This is a genomic window from Spirosoma humi (assembly GCF_054776575.1).
This window is the reverse complement of the sequence record NZ_BAAHBR010000001.1, coordinates 131,582-147,582: the sequence shown is the minus strand read 5'-3', so window position 1 is coordinate 147,582 and position 16,001 is coordinate 131,582. Positions and strand designations below refer to the sequence as shown.

Genomic DNA, 16,001 nt, shown 5'->3' with positions numbered 1-16,001 from the left:
GGTATTCACGCCATTTTGATTGAGTGAGTTGGCCTGATTTCCAGCGATCTACTCACCAGGAGTTCCTGTTAAAGAGGCTGGTAGTCTAAACGCGCTCGTTCGCAGGCCAATCTCGTTGAAAAACTATCCACACCAACGCCTTCCCGCAATTCGCAGGGTTACAGGGAACAATCGGTTACGCTGGTACGTCTATAAAGAAGTACCTCATTCTGAGTTTATGACTCGCCGACAGCATTTTGTTATTATCCTGATTTTAGGGACTCTCTCTACCGTCAGTCCGTTTTCTATTGATATGTACCTGCCGGGTTTTCCGGCGATTGCCAGCGACCTGCACACGTCGATTTCGCAGGTCCAATTGTCGTTGACCGCCTATCTGATCGGTATTTCGGTGGGGCAACTGCTCTATGGCCCCTTGCTGGATCGGTTTGGCCGGAAGCTGCCGCTGTATGTGGGTTTGAGTCTGTACATAGTGGCTTCGGTGGGTTGTGCCCTGAGCACCTCTATTCACACACTTATCGCAATGCGGCTTCTACAGGCGCTGGGTGGTTGTGTTGGGCTGGTTGCGGCTCAGGCCCTGGTGCGCGATTTGTTTCCTGTCTCCCAGATTGCCCAGGTCTTTTCGCTGCTTACGCTGGTCATTGCGGTTTCGCCCATGATTGCGCCAACCGTTGGCGGTTATGCGTCGGTGGCCTTTGGCTGGCATTCCATTTTTATTATTCTGGCGGCCATAACAGCGCTCATTCTCATTGGCGTATATTTTGTCTTACCAGCTGGCCGGCTCCCCGACCCTGCTCTGTCATTGCATCCGAAGGCTGTACTAGGCAGTTTTTTTACGGTTTTAAAACAGCCTCAGTTCCTGACCTATGCGCTCGTTGGTGGCATTGCTACGGCCGCTCCCTTTGCGTATCTGGCGGGCTCATCCGACGTGTTCATGAATAGCTACCATGTAAGCGCGCAGGAGTACGGCTGGATCTTCGCGTTTCTGGCTATCGCCCTGATCGCTCCTACGCAACTGAATCAGTTTCTGCTGAAACGATTTACCAATCAGCAAATCATTCTGACCACGCTGATCTACCAGTCGGTCGTGGGCCTGCTATTGGTCGTGGGTACCTGGGCGGGCTGGTATGGGCAATATGGCCTTATTGGGATGCTTTTTCTGTTTCTGGGCGGCCAGGGGCTAACAAATCCCAATGCCTCGGCCCTGTCGTTGGCTCCTTTTACCCGGCATGCGGGCAGCGCTGCGGCCCTGATGGGTAGTTTCCGAATGGGCTTTGGCTCCATCATTTCGGCCTCCGTTAGTCTGTTGCATAACAATACGGCCATGCCTATGGTCGGTATGATGACAACCTGCGCGATTGTGGGCCTGCTTATCCTGTTGGTCAGTGAGCGCGTCATTCGCTACCAAAGCAGGCCATCCATGATGGATGAGCAACTGACTGAAGCTATGTTATGAATGAGCCGAATCCTCCCCTTGAAGCCGTTGACTACCGGCTGGAAGCCGTCACAATTTCGACGCTGACCAACAGCCTATTAGCCAGACACAGTGGCGGATTCGTTTCATCGGCTGAAGCGTATGAAGACATTCTACCGCAGGTCATTGACCTGAATCAGGGCTCATTTACCAGCCTATCGCATGCGGAGAACTTTCCCCTCGTGGTGGTCCGGCAAACGGACGAATCGTTGCACGTTGCCTGTATGTGCAGCGAGCCTAAAGATAAGTTGTGCAGGCACCAGGTACAGGTGCTAGCCGCCATCGTCCGACGCCCCGAACTGCGTATTTTTTTTGATGAGGTTCAGCGTCGGGAAGCAATCAAGCCCGTTGCCAAAGAGTATGGGCTTGACGAGGAGCACTCGGTGGATGCCTTTTTTCAGGTAGCGATTGATCACAAGACGATTACCATACGGCCCAGGCGATCTGAACTTTTACGGCTGGCGCAGGCCGATAAAGATTACCTGACAGCAACGCTGTTGCCCAAGTCAGCCCATCCGTTACCACCTTTCACGGAAGTTCCGCCGAACCTCAAACGGATTCTGGTTTTTACAAAGCACCGCTACTACGATCACTTTTGTCTGGAGCTTTTTGAAGCCACCACGGCCCGGAATGGTAACATAAAAAACCCCCTGACTGCCGTCCAGCCTTTCGATTTATTGGCAGGAACCGACAGCCTGGCCGATGTGAAGTTCTATTCGGCCGTAGCCAAGTTCCAGAACCATCACCGGTCAAAGAAAGAAGACACCGACCTAGGAAGCTTACGACTGATTGCTCAGAACCCGTTGAAACTGTCCGTTTTCTACCATTCGGGCCGTGTTTCGGAGAATATAACCGCCCACTCGCTTGTTCCGGTAAAGCTGGAAATTCTGAAAACGGCTCCTCGCTTAACCGTTCGGCTTGTCGATAGCTTCTATGAAATTCGGGGCTCATTAACGATCAATGGCACGTCGTATGAGCTCCACAAACTAACCGTCAAGTACGATTATTTTATCCTGCTTGACGATATACTGTATCTAATCGATCATCCGGCTCATCTGCGCGTCGTTCAGTTTTTCAACAAGAAGAACAATATCCTTGTCATTCACCAGTCGAAATACGAGGAATTTCGGCAAACGATTTTGGCCAAACTTGACGATCAAGTGCCCATCGATTACGCCTACCTGAAACCGGCGACGCCCGCGCAACTAGCGGAGAACGGATTTACGCAGGAACGCGAGCGCATCCTTTACCTGTCCGATTCCGAAAATTACGTCCTGATTACGCCCGTCATCAAATATGGTCATGTTGAGGTACCGGTCCTGTCGAAACGCCAGATACAGTCGGTCGACAGCAAAGGAAAGTCGTTTCTGGTACCGCGCGACGAGCAAGCTGAAATTCAGTTCACGATGGCCGTACTGAATCAGCACCCGGATTTTTACGATCAGCTACACCAATCCTGTTTCTACCTCCATAAAAAATACCTGTTGGATGAGCATTGGTTTTTGCCCGCTTTCGACGCCTGGCATAACCAGGGCATTCGCCTTCTCGGCTTCAACACAATCAAAAACAATAGGCTTAATCCGCACAAAGCAAAGGTTTCGGTTACGGTTAGCAGTGGCCTGAACTGGTTCGAAACGTCGCTGGGGTTAACTTACGGCAAGCAGCAGGTTTCGCTGAAGCACCTGCACAAAGCACTAAAAAACAAGAGCCGGTTTGTCGCGCTCGACGACGGAACACTGGGCATTTTGCCCGCCGAGTGGCTTGTTCGTTTCAACGCCTACATGCAGGCTGGCGAGGTCGTTGATGACCGCATTCGAACCCCGAAGGTCAATTTCGCCAGTATTCAGGAACTGTACGCCGAAGAGGAACTGATGAACGATGTGAAAGACCAGTTAGCGTTGTTCACCCGCAATTTCAATGATTTCCAGTCGATTCGTCCGGTTGCCGTGCCAGACGGGTTACGGGCCTCGCTCCGGAATTACCAGAAAGAAGGCTTGAACTGGTTAAACTTCCTGGATGAATTCGAACTGGGCGGGTGCCTGGCCGATGACATGGGATTAGGGAAAACAATCCAGATTATCGCCTTCATTCTGTTGCAGCGAACTAAAAACCGGCCCAATACCAACCTGATTGTTGTACCAACGTCCCTGCTGTTCAACTGGCAGGCCGAAGTAGCCAGGTTTGCGCCCGACCTCAGGATTCAGACCTTTTATGGAGCGAACCGCAGCCTGAAAAAGAAGGCATTTGATCAATACGAAATCATCCTTACATCCTATGGCACCCTTCTATCCGAAATCCGCTTTCTGAAAGAGTATTCATTCAACTACATCTTTCTGGATGAATCACAGGCTATCAAGAATCCGGAATCGCAGCGCTACCAGGCAGCCCGACTGCTGCAATCCCGCAACCGGATTGTGCTGACCGGCACGCCTATCGAAAATCATACCTTTGACCTCTACGGGCAGCTTTCCTTCGCCTGTCCGGGGCTGTTGGGCAGCTACAACCATTTCAAAGCGCACTACTCAACCCCTATCGACAAGTTCGATGACCGGCAGCGAGCCCGCGAACTACAGGCCAAAATCAAACCGTTCATCCTCCGTCGAACCAAAGCTCAGGTAGCCACGGAGCTTCCCGACAAAACGGAAATGATTCTGCATTGCGAAATGGGCATGGAACAACGCCGGGTGTATGATGCCTACGAACAGGAGTTTCGTAATTTTTTGTTAACAACCAAAGAAGGGGATATTCCCCGGGCGCGTTTACACGTCCTGCAGGGCCTGACCAAGCTCCGCCAGATCTGCAACAGCCCGGCGCTGCTCAACGACGAGGAATTCTATGGCGATTCGTCGGCGAAGATCGATAGGCTTCTCGAACAGATCGAGAATAAATCCCCGAACCATAAAATCCTGGTTTTCTCACAATTCGTGTCTATGCTCGACCTGATTCGAACCGAGTTGGAAACTCGACAGATTGGCTTCGAATACCTCACGGGACAAACCACCAACCGGGCGGCCAGCGTGACTCGGTTTCAGGAAGACAATGCGGTTCGCGTGTTTTTGATCAGCCTGAAAGCGGGGGGCACGGGCCTGAATCTGACCCAGGCCGATTATGTGTATCTGGTTGATCCCTGGTGGAACCCGGCCGTTGAGAATCAGGCCATCGACCGAAGTTACCGGATTGGCCAGAGGAAAAATGTGGTGGCCGTTCGGCTGATATGCCCAAACACCATCGAGGAAAAGATTCTGGAGCTTCAGGAAGCGAAACGAGAACTGGCAGATAACTTGGTCAAAACGGACACCGCTATCTTAAAATCACTCACAAAAACCGACTTACTGGCATTGCTCCAGTGAGCGCTGACAGAATACATAGCCAAGGGCAACCAGCGCCTTGTTTTTGTTTTTCTGGCTTGTGACTCTGATCAAATCTACCCGTCTCATAGTCTTTACATGGGTAAACAATAAGAACGCGGTCTAATAAGTCTCTTTTTCCCGGCATAAATTAACACAAACATCAACTTAAGCCATTGGTCGTTTACAGTCAACTTCCTTACTTTCCGTATCCTGCATCTTAAACCGCTTGTATCTATGACTCAGTTAGATATTGAACTCAACGCCGTCAATAATCTCTCCTTTGTTGCCGATGCTTATCCTTACAAAGACACCGAGACGATTATTGTCGTTCTTAAATTTCCCCTACGAGGCAGCCTCCCACCCGACCGATCGATTTTATCTTTTCAAGCGGATAACTTTAACGTTCCAGCCGTCATTCAGGCTTACGAACAGGAAGTGGTTCTCTTTCTGGCCGATACCTTACGCGTTGCGGAGGACCTGCTAGCCAGATCGACTATCTACAAAATAGCCCATCTTAACCCACTGTTCATGAACTAACGGGCTTGATTTCCCAATCTAAAAGTCTGTTACTAAACGAGGGGCTCATGAAATCATGAGCCCCTCGTTTGGTAACAGACTAACGGCCGACGATCTATCACCTTAGTGTTACATTAGGATCATTCTCGTAAGCCGACCCAATCCGGCAGAGTTGCTGAAGAAGTTCCGCGAAGAGCTCATAAAGCCACTTGAGCCGCTCAACGTCTTTAATAACGCCAACTACGTTGAACACGAGTTGGTCGACTTCTTCTGGAAACTGGGTTGACAGCCACCCATCGTCATCTTTAACCTCCAGATTGATAGCGGGTTGGGCGTCGATCAACTGCTGAATTTTTAAAGGCCGGAACAAAAGCCGGAGCTTGGCCTCATCATTTCCCTGAATAATGAAGTTTTCATCGAATTCGGGAGAGCCGATTTCAACATCCTGCATTCCCAGCATTTTACCCAGGCCACTAAAAACGCCCTTTCGGTATAGTTTAAACCGGAATCCATCCTTGTTCACATAGGGTGCTCTTAGGCGGGTATACGTAATATGTGTTTTCCCAGTCGATACCATATAAGTATCGAGGGTTATTGTCCATTCGTGAACACTCGCTTCAACCTTGCTACCTTTCCAGAAACCGCCTTCAACGTAATCAGCGTTTATTTCTGCAGCCAGTTGTTGCCAAACTTCATCCTTGAAAGGACCAAACCATTTCCGAAGTACGCTCATGAAAGTAACGATCAAAAGAAGAGTTATGAATAGCTATAAGTCGTTGCGTAAAGTCTAGGTGGTCAACCCACTTTAGCCCAAATTTTATATACAATTAAACATATCGGTAAACTTTTTATTCACTAAAAACCAAATAGACCTATATTAGCAACACAAAACCAACCGTACTTATGTCTAGGCTAACCCAAGAGATTACTGCTGTTTCGCAACTTCCCTTCGTTGCTGATGCTTACCCGTATAAGGACGCTCAAACGATTGTTGTTGTTCTTAAGCCAGAAATACGGGAAAATCTGCCCCTAAATCGGTCCATGTTAACGTTTCAGGCGGACAGCTTTACGGTAGATGCTGTCCTACAAGCCTATCAACAGGAAGTGGTTCTTTTTCTGGTCAAAACATTGCACAATGCCGAGCTTCTCCTGGCAAAATCGACAAAAAATAAACTGACATACCTGGTGCCGCTTTGCCTGAACTGACTCGTTGTAAGAATCAGTGAGGCTTATCAGCGTCAGATGACTTTATAAGTTCCGTTGCCAGATTTCACGCAATTGTAGCTGCGCGGGTGTTGCTTGTGGGTCGACCTGAAAAACGTATTTATTGACCAGTTCTTTTTCGCCTACCGTACTTTTTACGGTTATCTCCTGGCCGTTTCGCCTAACCGTCAACGAATAACTATCGCCCACAGCCTGTTTTTTGAGTTCATTCTGAATGGCTGGCATCGTCTCCAGCGAAACGGGCTGGCCGTTGTAGGCAATCCATTCGTCTTTTTCCTGCAAACCAGCTTTCCGCAACGAATCGCCCAGGGTTGTCAAAACAATCTTGTTGTCGACTAAACCCACACCCATGCCCATAGAAGGCGCTTTTTGTCCGGTCGGGACAGACGGCGTATATGTGATACCGAGTTTGCCGTAGTATTCCCGGAAGGGTAATGGCTCGGCAGATTTGATATAGCGATTAAAAAAATCAGCGATTTCCGGATACGTTTTCTGGGTAAAAATGGCAAAAAATTCTTTTTCCGGAAACGCCTGATTGGGTCCGTAGGTCGTTGCCAGTTCATTGATAACCTCCCGTAGCCCCCGCTTTCCGTTCGATAGTTCGAGCAGGCGGATGTCCAGCAAACCCGCCACCAGCGCACCACGGGCATAAATGTTGCCGTATTGCCGCTGGCCTTCGTCAGTGTAGCAGGTTAACCCTAACTTGCTCAGACTATAAGTCGTATCGACACTTTTATCGTAGGCAATTTTCTGGCTTAATTCACTGAGGTAAGTAGGCAGGTCCATGATCTGACCACGCAACTGCATCGCATCACTGGCCCACTCCGTTACGCCTTCGTACAACCACAGATGCTCCGATGGGGTGGGCGTTATAAAGTTGAACTGCTGAATTATTTCGCTGTGGATGTTGAGCGGAGTCACCACATGAAAAAACTCATGGGCGGCAATCGAGGTCATGTTGTCGGCCAGCTTTTTCGAAAATTCGTCTTCCCGAATCACATATTCCGAGCTATAGGAATGCTCCCAGGCACCCCAGTCCTGATCTTCAAAGTGGTACAGAAAGGTGTAGCGCTTAACGGGCAACTGCTTTAAAAACTGACCAGCCGCATTCAGCATTGACTGCATATTGGTCAACAATTGATCGGACTTTATTTTGTCTGTTTTCGAATAGGTATACACGTCAATCTGCGCCCCGGCAACTGTAGTCGTGGCTTTGGTCAGACGCCCCAGCAAAATGGGCGAATCGACTATGCGATCATAATTAGCAGCGGTAAAATAACCCTGCGCATTTTTCTCCAACGCCGTGCCAACCGACCAATCAGCCGGGTAATCGAGCTTTACCTCAATGGGCGACGACTGCAGGCCACTCGGAAACCCAAACACCCCCTGTCCGTTGATGAGCACATGGTCTTTCTCGATGGATGTCCCGCACATGTTATACGGCTTATGTTCATTTACGGGCGTATCCCAGGTTTCGAGAATGCTATATTGAACCGTACGGACCTTTTGCGGCTGGTCAAGTTGCCACTGGTTGGTGGAGATTTGTTTCGTTTTCAGCTCGCGGCCTTTCCCGTCAAATGCCTTGAACGACCGAACATACCGGCCAATGTCCATGATCTGATAAGTGCCGGGGGCGGTGGATGCAAATTGATAAATGGCATTATCGGCCGTCAACCCATCTAGGTGCAGCGTCACCTTGAACTGATCGGTAGCCCGGTCGTTAAGATTCACTTCATAGACGAGTGGCTTGGTTGGCTTGGCAAAACTATGTTGAGCCATGAAGATGGCAGAGGCCAGAAGCAGAAGGCGTAAGGACTTCATATACGGTCGTTATTTCGGAAAGTAGAGCAAGATAGCCAAGTCCTCAGCCCGAATAAACGTCCCTTTTTTTTGCGGAAGTATTTAAGGATAAACGGCGGTCCGATGTGGTTAATAAATTTCATATCTGCCTAAGCTGTTAGGCTCAGGTAACATAGATTGCTCGTCCTGGGTCCGTGTCCTCACGGACTGCACGAACTGTGGGCATAAACACTTGCTCAAAGTTCGCTGAACTGTTGTTTGACCACTTCAATACCCTGCTTCACCTCTTTATCGAAATCAGTCCAGTTACACTCCAGGGATAGGCCACCGCTGTATTTGATTTTTTTCAAGGCTCTGAAGTACGGCCTGAAATCATCGCCCGCCAGGCCGGGGGCCGTTCGTTTCTGTTTCTCGGCCAAATGGCAATGCACAATGTATTCTTTGTACCTGATGATTTCTTCCGGCTTTTCGTCGTCTTTAAGCATATGGTAGATATCGCACTGCAACTTGAACCACGGATTATTGACAGCCTGGATAATTTCTACCCCTTCGGCCAGACTATTGATAAAGTTGGTTTCACTTCGATTAAGCGGTTCTACGGCCAGCGTCACCCCATGTTTCTCGGCTAGTGGGGCCATTTTCTGGCAAAGCTCAATGTGCTGGTCTTTTGCTTTGTCGCGATCGAAGCCATCGGGTATGGCCCGCGAACCACCGCTACCAAACACGATATTTTTTGAGCCACACTCCTTCGCCCGCTTCAGGGCCAGATCGGCCCGCTGCAAAATAGCCTCGTGGTGTAACGTCGGCCCCACCGATTTCAAGCTACCGGGGAAAAAATAGATATACGACCGAATGGGCATACCCGTCGTTTTTAATTGCTGCAGGTTTCGGGCATACGCTTCCTCCCCCCCATCAGGCAGCAAAAAGCGACCAACGCTTTCTTCAACAAAGGAATACCCCAGCTCTTTCAGCATAGCCGATTTCTCGTAGGGCGCGCACACACCCAACGGAGGAAGAAACGGAGCTTTACCAGCGGAGAATGGGAAGGCTTCGGCGGGGGAATTAAGCCCGACAGTGCCCACCAGAGAAGCCACCGATGTTTTCAGAAAACGTCTCCTCGACGGGTCATTTTTGACTTGGATCATGTATGTATAAAATCTATTTACCCGAATGTCCCGCCGGATTTTCCCGCGATTGATCCACACAGCTCGTCAGGGCTCGATAGGTGTGGTAGGCCGCTTTCCAGATGTGCCCCTTCTGGCCAGTACGGCGCTGGGGATCTTTGTCCAGCCCCTCCTCGTACCAATCTCCGTGTTCGTGGTCGATCAGATAGGTCTGACAATACTGCCAAAGCAGTTTATAGTTGTTAAAATACTGCATGGGATCGTTCGGATATTTGTTCGCCATCAGCAGCAGCGTGTTGAGCCCCTCTGCCTGTGACCACCAGTTTTTACTTTCCCGAATGATCGACATGCCGGGTTTATCCTTGAAATAATACCCCTGATCATAGAAGCCCCCCACCGCTTTGTCGAAGCCCGTCGTCAGAGCGTGATCAACCATTCGCTTGCCTACGTGGAGCGTCCTTTCATCGTTCTTCAGACCCAGCGCATGAGACGCTTCGAGCATTAAATAAGCCGTTTCGACGTCGTGCCCGAACGAAACGTGGTCCAGATTACGGTGTTTCAGGACTACAGCTTCCGACGAATCCCGAAACGAGACGGGCGTCCAGTCGGGTTGAAAAAACAAGACCAGGTTGCCTTTGGACGTCGTTATTTTATCCCGAATCAGGAGAAGCATTTCGTTTAGGCGCTCCCGCACCACGGGATCGGGCCAGACGGCATACAGTTCGGTCAGTGCTTCGAGCAGGTGGATGGAGCTGTTCTGATCTTTGTAACCCAGGTCGGAGGTAGACGGTACAGCGGCATTCCGTTTGATGGGTGTGCCGTTCCGTTGCAGGTGCTGATAGTATCCTTTGTAAACCGGATCGTGGCTATGCTGCTCCAGCCAGTTGAACGTATTTTTCGCCAGATTTAACGCAGCCGTGTCTTTGGACATGTGGTAATAGGCACTCAGCGCATACAGACCGAACGCATTCCCATAGGCTTCTTTGTTACCAACCCCTTTGACGGCCCCTTTTCGATCGACCAGCGTATAGAAACCGCCGTATTCTTTGTCCCATAGTTTATCCCGCAGAAACTGAAACCCATGCTGGGCGTTGCTCTTGTAATGGGCAACCGCTGGGTAACGTTCGGCGGCTTTGGCGGTTGTCCATACGTGGCGGGCCTGGGTCACGATCATCTTGTCCTGCGCTCCCGTTGGCTTAAAATCGTAGGTGAACGCACTCAAAAATCCACCAAACTCCTTGTCGACCGCCAGCGGATACCAGTAGTTAAGCATTTCGGTACGAACGGATTTCTCCATTTCGGCGGCAATTCGGGATCGTTCGGCATTTGTTTTCTGCGCCAGCCCAACCGACGGTAGACCAGCCATCAGCAAGCTGATACCAAGTACCAAAACACTGTTTTTCATAACGTTATGGTTAGGGGTAGGTTCATCGTTTATCGGCCATCATTATCTCGGCTTATACCCAAAGGCTGCATTGTATCAGAATTTAACTACCCTTTTATCAGGCAGCACAACCAAATCGGGTGAGTTCGGCCCAACAAAAGTGGATTCAGACTAACGGTTTGACATAGATGTAAAATGATTATATTTGTTAAAAGTCCTTTTATGCAGCCCGCTGAACTAAAAATACATATCGTCAAAGAAATCGCGGATTTATCAGATGATCAGTTTATGCGTGTATATGACGACTTGATGCGGTTGTTACATAACACGGTTGCTGAGAAACCTCGTTTTGGCAGTGCAAAAGGAATCGTTACATTCATGGCGGACGATTTTGATGCACCATTAGATGATTTTAGCGATTACATGCCGTGAATTTTTTATTGGATACGCATACCCTTATTTGGTACTTGGAAGGCAGTCAAGAGTTGAGTCTACCCTGTCGAACTGCAATCGAAGATGCGTCAACTAGTAACTTCGTCAGTGTTGCTTCATTCTGGGAGCTTGCTATCAAGCTCAGCATTGGCGGCAAGATCGACTTATCCGTTTCGCTCGACCAGTTATCGGCATTTACGCGTCAAAATAACATTAATCTTTTACCAATTCAGGTAGCGCATACGATCGTTGTCCGCTCACTTCCTTTCTATCACAAGGACCCTTTCGACCGACTCATTATTGCTCAGGCAATGGTTGAGGATATGACTATTTTAAGCCGGGATAAGCACTTCAGTTCGTATAATGTCCGTGTCGTTTGGTAATTAGTGACTAGATATATAACGATCGTAGTCAAGCTCAGCAACGGATAACGCCCGGACGGTATGACACGTTTGAAATTATACGTTTACACAACACCGACTTCCGTTCCTTTCTGCGCCTGCTGAATGGCACTGGAATCACCAGGTAGTGCTCCCATTTTAAACTGAGGATTGAAGCTGTAGCTTACTCTGGCAAAACTCGACCGAGTTGTTTAGGTTTCTGATGGGTGGACTTGACAAAATTTTCGTTTCTCACAAGTATGTTGCTTTGTTTTTGAGTTTACATACACAGATACCGGTGAATCCGTTTTGACCGGTATGCGAATACTCCACTAACAGGGGTGCAGACACCCTTAAACCGACACATTTCATGCTTCGATTCGTTTACTTACTCACGTTACTGACTGGGATGATTGGGCTATCTGCGGGGGCCAAACCTGGCCCTAAAACCAAACCAATTGTGCTGGCCTACGTTGGCGGGTTTCGTGGACTGGTGAATACCGACAAGATTGCGGCCGAAAAACTGACGCACATCAACTATGCCTTCGTGGATGTCCGAAAGAACCGGGCATGGCTGCATAACCTCGCTACCGACTCGACCAATTTCAGGCATCTCAACCAGCTTAAACTCCGAAATCCCGACCTCAAAATCCTGATCTCGATTGGTGGCTGGGCCTGGAGTGAAAACTTCTCGGACGCTGTCGTGAGCGATACGGGGCGTGTCGCCTTTGCCGCTTCGGCGGTGGACATTGTTCGGGAGTACCAGCTCGACGGCATCGACATCGACTGGGAATACCCCGGCATGAAGGGCGAAGACAATGTGTTTCGGCCCGAAGACAAGGAAAACTTTACCCTGCTGTTCAAAGCATTGCGCGAACAGTTGAATGGATTAAAGCAACAGACAGGCAAAGATTATCTGGTGACGACGGCCCTGCCCGGATTTGACGATATTTTCACTCATACCGACATGGCGAAGGCGCATCAGTACCTGAGTTACATTAATGTCATGTCCTACGATTTCTTCACCGGAGGGCCGCTGGCTGGTCACCACACAAACCTGTACGCAACGGGTAAAGTCGAGAATGAAACTTCAGGCGACCGAGCCGTGAAGCTATACGAAAAAGCAGGCGTTCCGGCCGAAAAGCTCGTGTTGGGCATTGCCTTTTATGGGCGGGCCTGGCAGTTGCAAACGGGCAACCCGAAAGCGCACCCACGAACCATCACAAAAGTAGAACGGGGCGGAGGGTACAGCTTCATCAAAGATAGTTTGCTCACCAACCCAGCCTACAAACGCTATTGGGATCGGAAGGCCAAAGCACCCTATCTGTACAATGCCGACCTGAAACGGTTTGTCTCCTACGATGACGAAGAATCCGTAAAAGCCAAGTGCCGTTACGTAAAAAAACATGGCTTGGCCGGGGTTATGTTCTGGGAGTACTTCAGCGACCCCAAGGATTATTTGTTGAGCGAGATTAACCGGCAGTTGTAACGAATCATCCGGGTGACAAACTTTTTTTGTTGTTTATGGCCTTCGTTGCAACCCTTTTTCCAGCGCCGGTATCCTCATAAAAAAAGCACCGGTACTATGCTAAACTCAATAAAACAACTTTCTGGTTTACTCATCACGGGAACACTTCTCTTTTCAGCCTGCAAATCATCTGAAACAACTCCCTCTGACTCTATTTCAATCGGCTTACATCAATCGGGCCGCCTGGGTTCGGATGTTGTCGTTCGTGCCGATTCGATTCAGGATAGCCGCTGCCCGCTGAATGTTACATGCATCTGGGCGGGGCAGGCAAAAGTCAACTTACTGTTGTCAAAAAATTCAGATTCAACCGCTGTCCGACTGTCGTTGGGCGCTGATCCGGGGAGCACAAACAAGCGACCCGACTCAACGACCGTTTCACTGAAAAACGAAACCTATAAAGTGATCCTGCGCGAAGTGAATCCTTTTCCAGGCTCTACCTCTACGACACAACCCAAAACGGCAGTGGTACAGGTATCAAAATTATAAGCATTGTTTGACGGGTTTTTGTATTTTGAGGGCTGCAACGCATCGTTGTAGCCCTTTTTTGTACCCAACTAACTTCTTTTATGAGAAAACTGTATTTACTGGCAGGCCTGTCGCTGCTGGCCGCTCCTCTTTTTGCCCAACGGACGTTAATTCACTGCGGCAACCTCTTCGACGGTGTCAGCAATGGCTTACAGCCACAAATGACCGTCGTTGTCGAAGGAAACAAAATCACCGCTGTTCAAAAAGGGTATACCAACCCCACCGGTCAGGATCGGGTGTTGGACATGAAGTCGAAAACCGTCTTACCGGGCCTGATCGACATGCACGTTCACCTGGAGGGCCAGACGCGCCGGGGCGGGGCCATCGACGGCTTCACCAAAAATCCACCCGACGTTGCGTATCAGGCGGCTCAATATGCTAAAACGACGTTACTGGCTGGTTTCACGACCGTTCGCGATCTGGGTGGCTCTGGGGTAAACGTGTCGCTTCGTAACGCCATCAATGCCGGTCTGGTCGATGGCCCACGGGTGCTGACCGTTGGTAAATCCATTGCCACAACGGGCGGCCACGCCGATCCGACCAACGGGTACCGGAAAGACCTGATGGGCGACCCCGGCCCGGAGGATGGCGTCATCAACGGCCCGGAAGATGCCCGCAAAGCCGTTCGGCAACGCTATAAAGATGGGTCTGATCTGATCAAAATTACGGCGACCGGTGGCGTATTGAGCAACGCGAAAGATGGTTCGGGCGCTCAGTTTACGGAAGAGGAAGTTAAGGCGGTGGTAGATGCCGCCAAGGATTATGGTTTTTCGGTGGCGGCCCACGCCCACGGAGCCGAGGGAATGAAACGCGCCATCCGGGCGGGGGTGCAGACCATCGAACACGGCACGCTGATGGACGATGAAGCCATTGAATTATTTAAAAAATACGGCACTTACTACGTCCCAACGATCATTGCGGGAAAAACGGCTGCCGATTCGGCCCGGCACTTTGGCTACTACCCGCCCCTGGTTACCCCCAAAGCGTTAGCGATCGGCCCTAAAATTCAGGCTACGTTTGCCAAAGCATACAAAGCGGGTGTTAAGATCGCGTTCGGCACCGATGCAGGCGTTTACATTCACGGCTTCAATGCCAAGGAGTTCGAGTACATGGTCGAAGCGGGGATGCCGCCTGTAGAAGCCATCAAAGCGGCTTTGATGACCAACGCTAAACTGCTGGGCATGAATGCCCAAATTGGCTCCGTGGAAACGGGCAAATTTGCCGACATTATTGCGGTAGATGAAAACCCGCTCCAAAACATCAAGACCTTGCAAGCCGTCCGGTTTGTGATGAAAGACGGAAAGGTTTACAAGCAGTAATACAGTAAATGGAATAGCGGGCTAACGCATACAGGTTAGTCCGCTATGATCAATTCATTGACGCGTTTGGCTTCTTCGTGCTGAACCCAATGGGTTGCCTGGTCGAAAAAAACTACGCGACCTTTATCGCACAGATCAATACTGAGTTGGGCCATTTCACGCTTCAGAAATTGATCGCGGACGCCCCAGATCAACAACGTCGGTACAGTAACCCGAATGGATGGGCGTTTCGCCGGCGGTATCCGGAGCGCGGCCCGATACCAGTTGATCATTCCTTTTATGGCCCCCGGCTGCAGCCAGGCAGCTTTATACTGCATCAAATCCGCTCGCCTGAATGTTCCGGGACGGCTGCTACCGAGTAGTGTTTTAACCAGGGCCGTCGCGTTTCCCAATCGGGCGAACCATTCGGGCAAGACCGGCAACTGAAAAAAGCCGATATACCAGCTACGCAGCATCTGACCGACATCACGACTGGCAAATTTCTTCATGGCAACCGGATGCGGCACGTTGAGGACAACCAGCCGTTCGACCCGTTCGGGAAACGAAACAGCGGTCCACCAGGCCACAGCCGCCCCCCAATCGTGCCCGACTATCACAGCCTTCTGTCGCCCGGCGGCCTCAATCAGACCAATTACATCAGCGACCAAGGTATCCAGAGCATACGACTTGATATCAGCGGGCTTATCACTGAGGTTATAGCCCCGCTGATCGGGTGCCCATACCCAGAAACCGGCTTCCGCCAACGCATCAATCTGATGTTTCCAGCCATACCAGAATTCCGGAAAACCGTGCAACAGAATGAGAAGCGGCCCCTCCGTCGGTCCGGCCTGTACCACATGCAAGCGTACCGGAGACTGGCTGTTTACGTCGACAAAGGTGTGCGTCATTGACGGAAAGGAAAAATGTTGGTCAAGTTAGAGAGGCCCTTTTGTGGTGTCGGTTATAAAT

14 protein-coding genes are annotated in these 16,001 nt (G+C 50.1%); 9 read left to right on the top strand and 5 right to left on the bottom strand.

Translation table 11 applies throughout. The features are described from left to right. Nucleotides 1-217 precede the first annotated feature (217 nt). The 3 genes from ACYU8Y_RS00615 to ACYU8Y_RS00605 all read left to right on the top strand — a co-directional run bounded on the left by ACYU8Y_RS00615 (nucleotide 218) and on the right by ACYU8Y_RS00605 (nucleotide 5,358). The gene (locus ACYU8Y_RS00615; protein ID WP_460933129.1) at nucleotides 218-1,453 is read left to right on the top strand and encodes a multidrug effflux MFS transporter; all 1,236 of its coding nucleotides are present in this window, start codon (nucleotides 218-220) and stop codon (nucleotides 1,451-1,453) included. Further along, nucleotides 1,450-4,821, top strand: coding sequence for a DEAD/DEAH box helicase (locus ACYU8Y_RS00610; protein WP_460933127.1), 3,372 nt, complete (start codon nucleotides 1,450-1,452; stop codon nucleotides 4,819-4,821). Before ACYU8Y_RS00615 ends, ACYU8Y_RS00610 begins: the two co-directional genes overlap by 4 nt. Nucleotides 4,822-5,055: 234 nt before the next feature. Further along, nucleotides 5,056-5,358 (top strand): hypothetical protein, encoded by a 303-nt coding sequence (locus tag ACYU8Y_RS00605; RefSeq protein WP_460933125.1) that lies wholly within the window; start codon nucleotides 5,056-5,058, stop codon nucleotides 5,356-5,358. Between the two features lie 97 nt (nucleotides 5,359-5,455). Here the strand turns inward: ACYU8Y_RS00605 and ACYU8Y_RS00600 are convergent, their stop codons facing one another. Then, nucleotides 5,456-6,070, bottom strand: a complete 615-nt coding sequence (locus tag ACYU8Y_RS00600) for a DUF3137 domain-containing protein (RefSeq protein ID WP_460933123.1) — start codon at nucleotides 6,068-6,070, stop codon at nucleotides 5,456-5,458. A 170-nt stretch (nucleotides 6,071-6,240) separates the two neighbouring features. Here ACYU8Y_RS00600 and ACYU8Y_RS00595 point away from each other — a divergent pair, with 170 nt between their 5' ends. Beyond that, complete coding sequence (locus ACYU8Y_RS00595) at nucleotides 6,241-6,543, top strand: hypothetical protein (protein ID WP_460933121.1); 303 nt, start codon at nucleotides 6,241-6,243, stop codon at nucleotides 6,541-6,543. A gap of 42 nt (nucleotides 6,544-6,585) precedes the next feature. Here the strand turns inward: ACYU8Y_RS00595 and ACYU8Y_RS00590 are convergent, their stop codons facing one another. The 3 genes from ACYU8Y_RS00590 to ACYU8Y_RS00580 form a co-directional block, all read right to left on the bottom strand. After that, entirely contained in the window at nucleotides 6,586-8,382 is a 1,797-nt protein-coding gene (locus ACYU8Y_RS00590) for a M61 family metallopeptidase (RefSeq protein ID WP_460933119.1), read from the bottom strand. A gap of 215 nt (nucleotides 8,383-8,597) precedes the next feature. Next, on the bottom strand, nucleotides 8,598-9,506 hold the full coding sequence (locus ACYU8Y_RS00585; RefSeq protein WP_460933117.1) for a sugar phosphate isomerase/epimerase family protein: 909 nt from the start codon (nucleotides 9,504-9,506) through the stop codon (nucleotides 8,598-8,600). A gap of 13 nt (nucleotides 9,507-9,519) precedes the next feature. Then, nucleotides 9,520-10,890 carry an AGE family epimerase/isomerase gene (locus tag ACYU8Y_RS00580; RefSeq protein ID WP_460933115.1) on the bottom strand — a complete coding sequence of 457 codons (1,371 nt, stop codon included), beginning with the start codon at nucleotides 10,888-10,890 and terminating at the stop codon, nucleotides 9,520-9,522. A 174-nt stretch (nucleotides 10,891-11,064) separates the two neighbouring features. On the opposite strand from ACYU8Y_RS00580, the gene ACYU8Y_RS00575 reads away from it, so the two are divergent. From ACYU8Y_RS00575 to ACYU8Y_RS00555, 5 genes are all read left to right on the top strand, one after another. Further along, complete coding sequence (locus ACYU8Y_RS00575) at nucleotides 11,065-11,301, top strand: hypothetical protein (protein WP_460933113.1); 237 nt, start codon at nucleotides 11,065-11,067, stop codon at nucleotides 11,299-11,301. Beyond that, entirely contained in the window at nucleotides 11,298-11,684 is a 387-nt protein-coding gene (locus tag ACYU8Y_RS00570) for a type II toxin-antitoxin system VapC family toxin (RefSeq protein ID WP_460933111.1), read from the top strand. Before ACYU8Y_RS00575 ends, ACYU8Y_RS00570 begins: the two co-directional genes overlap by 4 nt. A gap of 367 nt (nucleotides 11,685-12,051) precedes the next feature. Beyond that, nucleotides 12,052-13,170 (top strand): glycoside hydrolase family 18 protein, encoded by a 1,119-nt coding sequence (locus ACYU8Y_RS00565; protein WP_460933109.1) that lies wholly within the window; start codon nucleotides 12,052-12,054, stop codon nucleotides 13,168-13,170. 96 nt (nucleotides 13,171-13,266) lie between these two features. After that, nucleotides 13,267-13,695 (top strand): hypothetical protein, encoded by a 429-nt coding sequence (locus ACYU8Y_RS00560; RefSeq protein ID WP_460933107.1) that lies wholly within the window; start codon nucleotides 13,267-13,269, stop codon nucleotides 13,693-13,695. Between the two features lie 80 nt (nucleotides 13,696-13,775). Beyond that, nucleotides 13,776-15,053: a metal-dependent hydrolase family protein gene (locus ACYU8Y_RS00555; RefSeq protein ID WP_460933105.1), complete on the top strand. Its 1,278-nt coding sequence runs from the start codon at nucleotides 13,776-13,778 to the stop codon at nucleotides 15,051-15,053. A gap of 35 nt (nucleotides 15,054-15,088) precedes the next feature. On the opposite strand, the gene ACYU8Y_RS00550 is transcribed toward ACYU8Y_RS00555, so the two are convergent. Then, nucleotides 15,089-15,940: an alpha/beta fold hydrolase gene (locus ACYU8Y_RS00550; RefSeq protein ID WP_460933103.1), complete on the bottom strand. Its 852-nt coding sequence runs from the start codon at nucleotides 15,938-15,940 to the stop codon at nucleotides 15,089-15,091. Between the last annotated feature and the right edge of the window lie 61 nt (nucleotides 15,941-16,001).

Excerpts from the sequence above, each read along its gene's own strand:
- ACYU8Y_RS00600 (WP_460933123.1), bottom strand. The coding sequence starts at position 6,070 with ATGAGCGTACTTCGGAAATGGTTTGGTCCTTTCAAGGATGAAGTTTGG.
- ACYU8Y_RS00590 (WP_460933119.1), bottom strand. The coding sequence starts at position 8,382 with ATGAAGTCCTTACGCCTTCTGCTTCTGGCCTCTGCCATCTTCATGGCT.
- ACYU8Y_RS00575 (WP_460933113.1), top strand. The coding sequence starts at position 11,065 with ATGATTATATTTGTTAAAAGTCCTTTTATGCAGCCCGCTGAACTAAAA.
- ACYU8Y_RS00580 (WP_460933115.1), bottom strand. The coding sequence starts at position 10,890 with ATGAAAAACAGTGTTTTGGTACTTGGTATCAGCTTGCTGATGGCTGGT.
- ACYU8Y_RS00550 (WP_460933103.1), bottom strand. The coding sequence starts at position 15,940 with ATGACGCACACCTTTGTCGACGTAAACAGCCAGTCTCCGGTACGCTTG.
- ACYU8Y_RS00610 (WP_460933127.1), top strand. The coding sequence starts at position 1,450 with ATGAATGAGCCGAATCCTCCCCTTGAAGCCGTTGACTACCGGCTGGAA.
- ACYU8Y_RS00595 (WP_460933121.1), top strand. The coding sequence starts at position 6,241 with ATGTCTAGGCTAACCCAAGAGATTACTGCTGTTTCGCAACTTCCCTTC.
- ACYU8Y_RS00560 (WP_460933107.1), top strand. The coding sequence starts at position 13,267 with ATGCTAAACTCAATAAAACAACTTTCTGGTTTACTCATCACGGGAACA.
- ACYU8Y_RS00565 (WP_460933109.1), top strand. The coding sequence starts at position 12,052 with ATGCTTCGATTCGTTTACTTACTCACGTTACTGACTGGGATGATTGGG.
- ACYU8Y_RS00615 (WP_460933129.1), top strand. The coding sequence starts at position 218 with ATGACTCGCCGACAGCATTTTGTTATTATCCTGATTTTAGGGACTCTC.
- ACYU8Y_RS00585 (WP_460933117.1), bottom strand. The coding sequence starts at position 9,506 with ATGATCCAAGTCAAAAATGACCCGTCGAGGAGACGTTTTCTGAAAACA.
- ACYU8Y_RS00605 (WP_460933125.1), top strand. The coding sequence starts at position 5,056 with ATGACTCAGTTAGATATTGAACTCAACGCCGTCAATAATCTCTCCTTT.
- ACYU8Y_RS00555 (WP_460933105.1), top strand. The coding sequence starts at position 13,776 with ATGAGAAAACTGTATTTACTGGCAGGCCTGTCGCTGCTGGCCGCTCCT.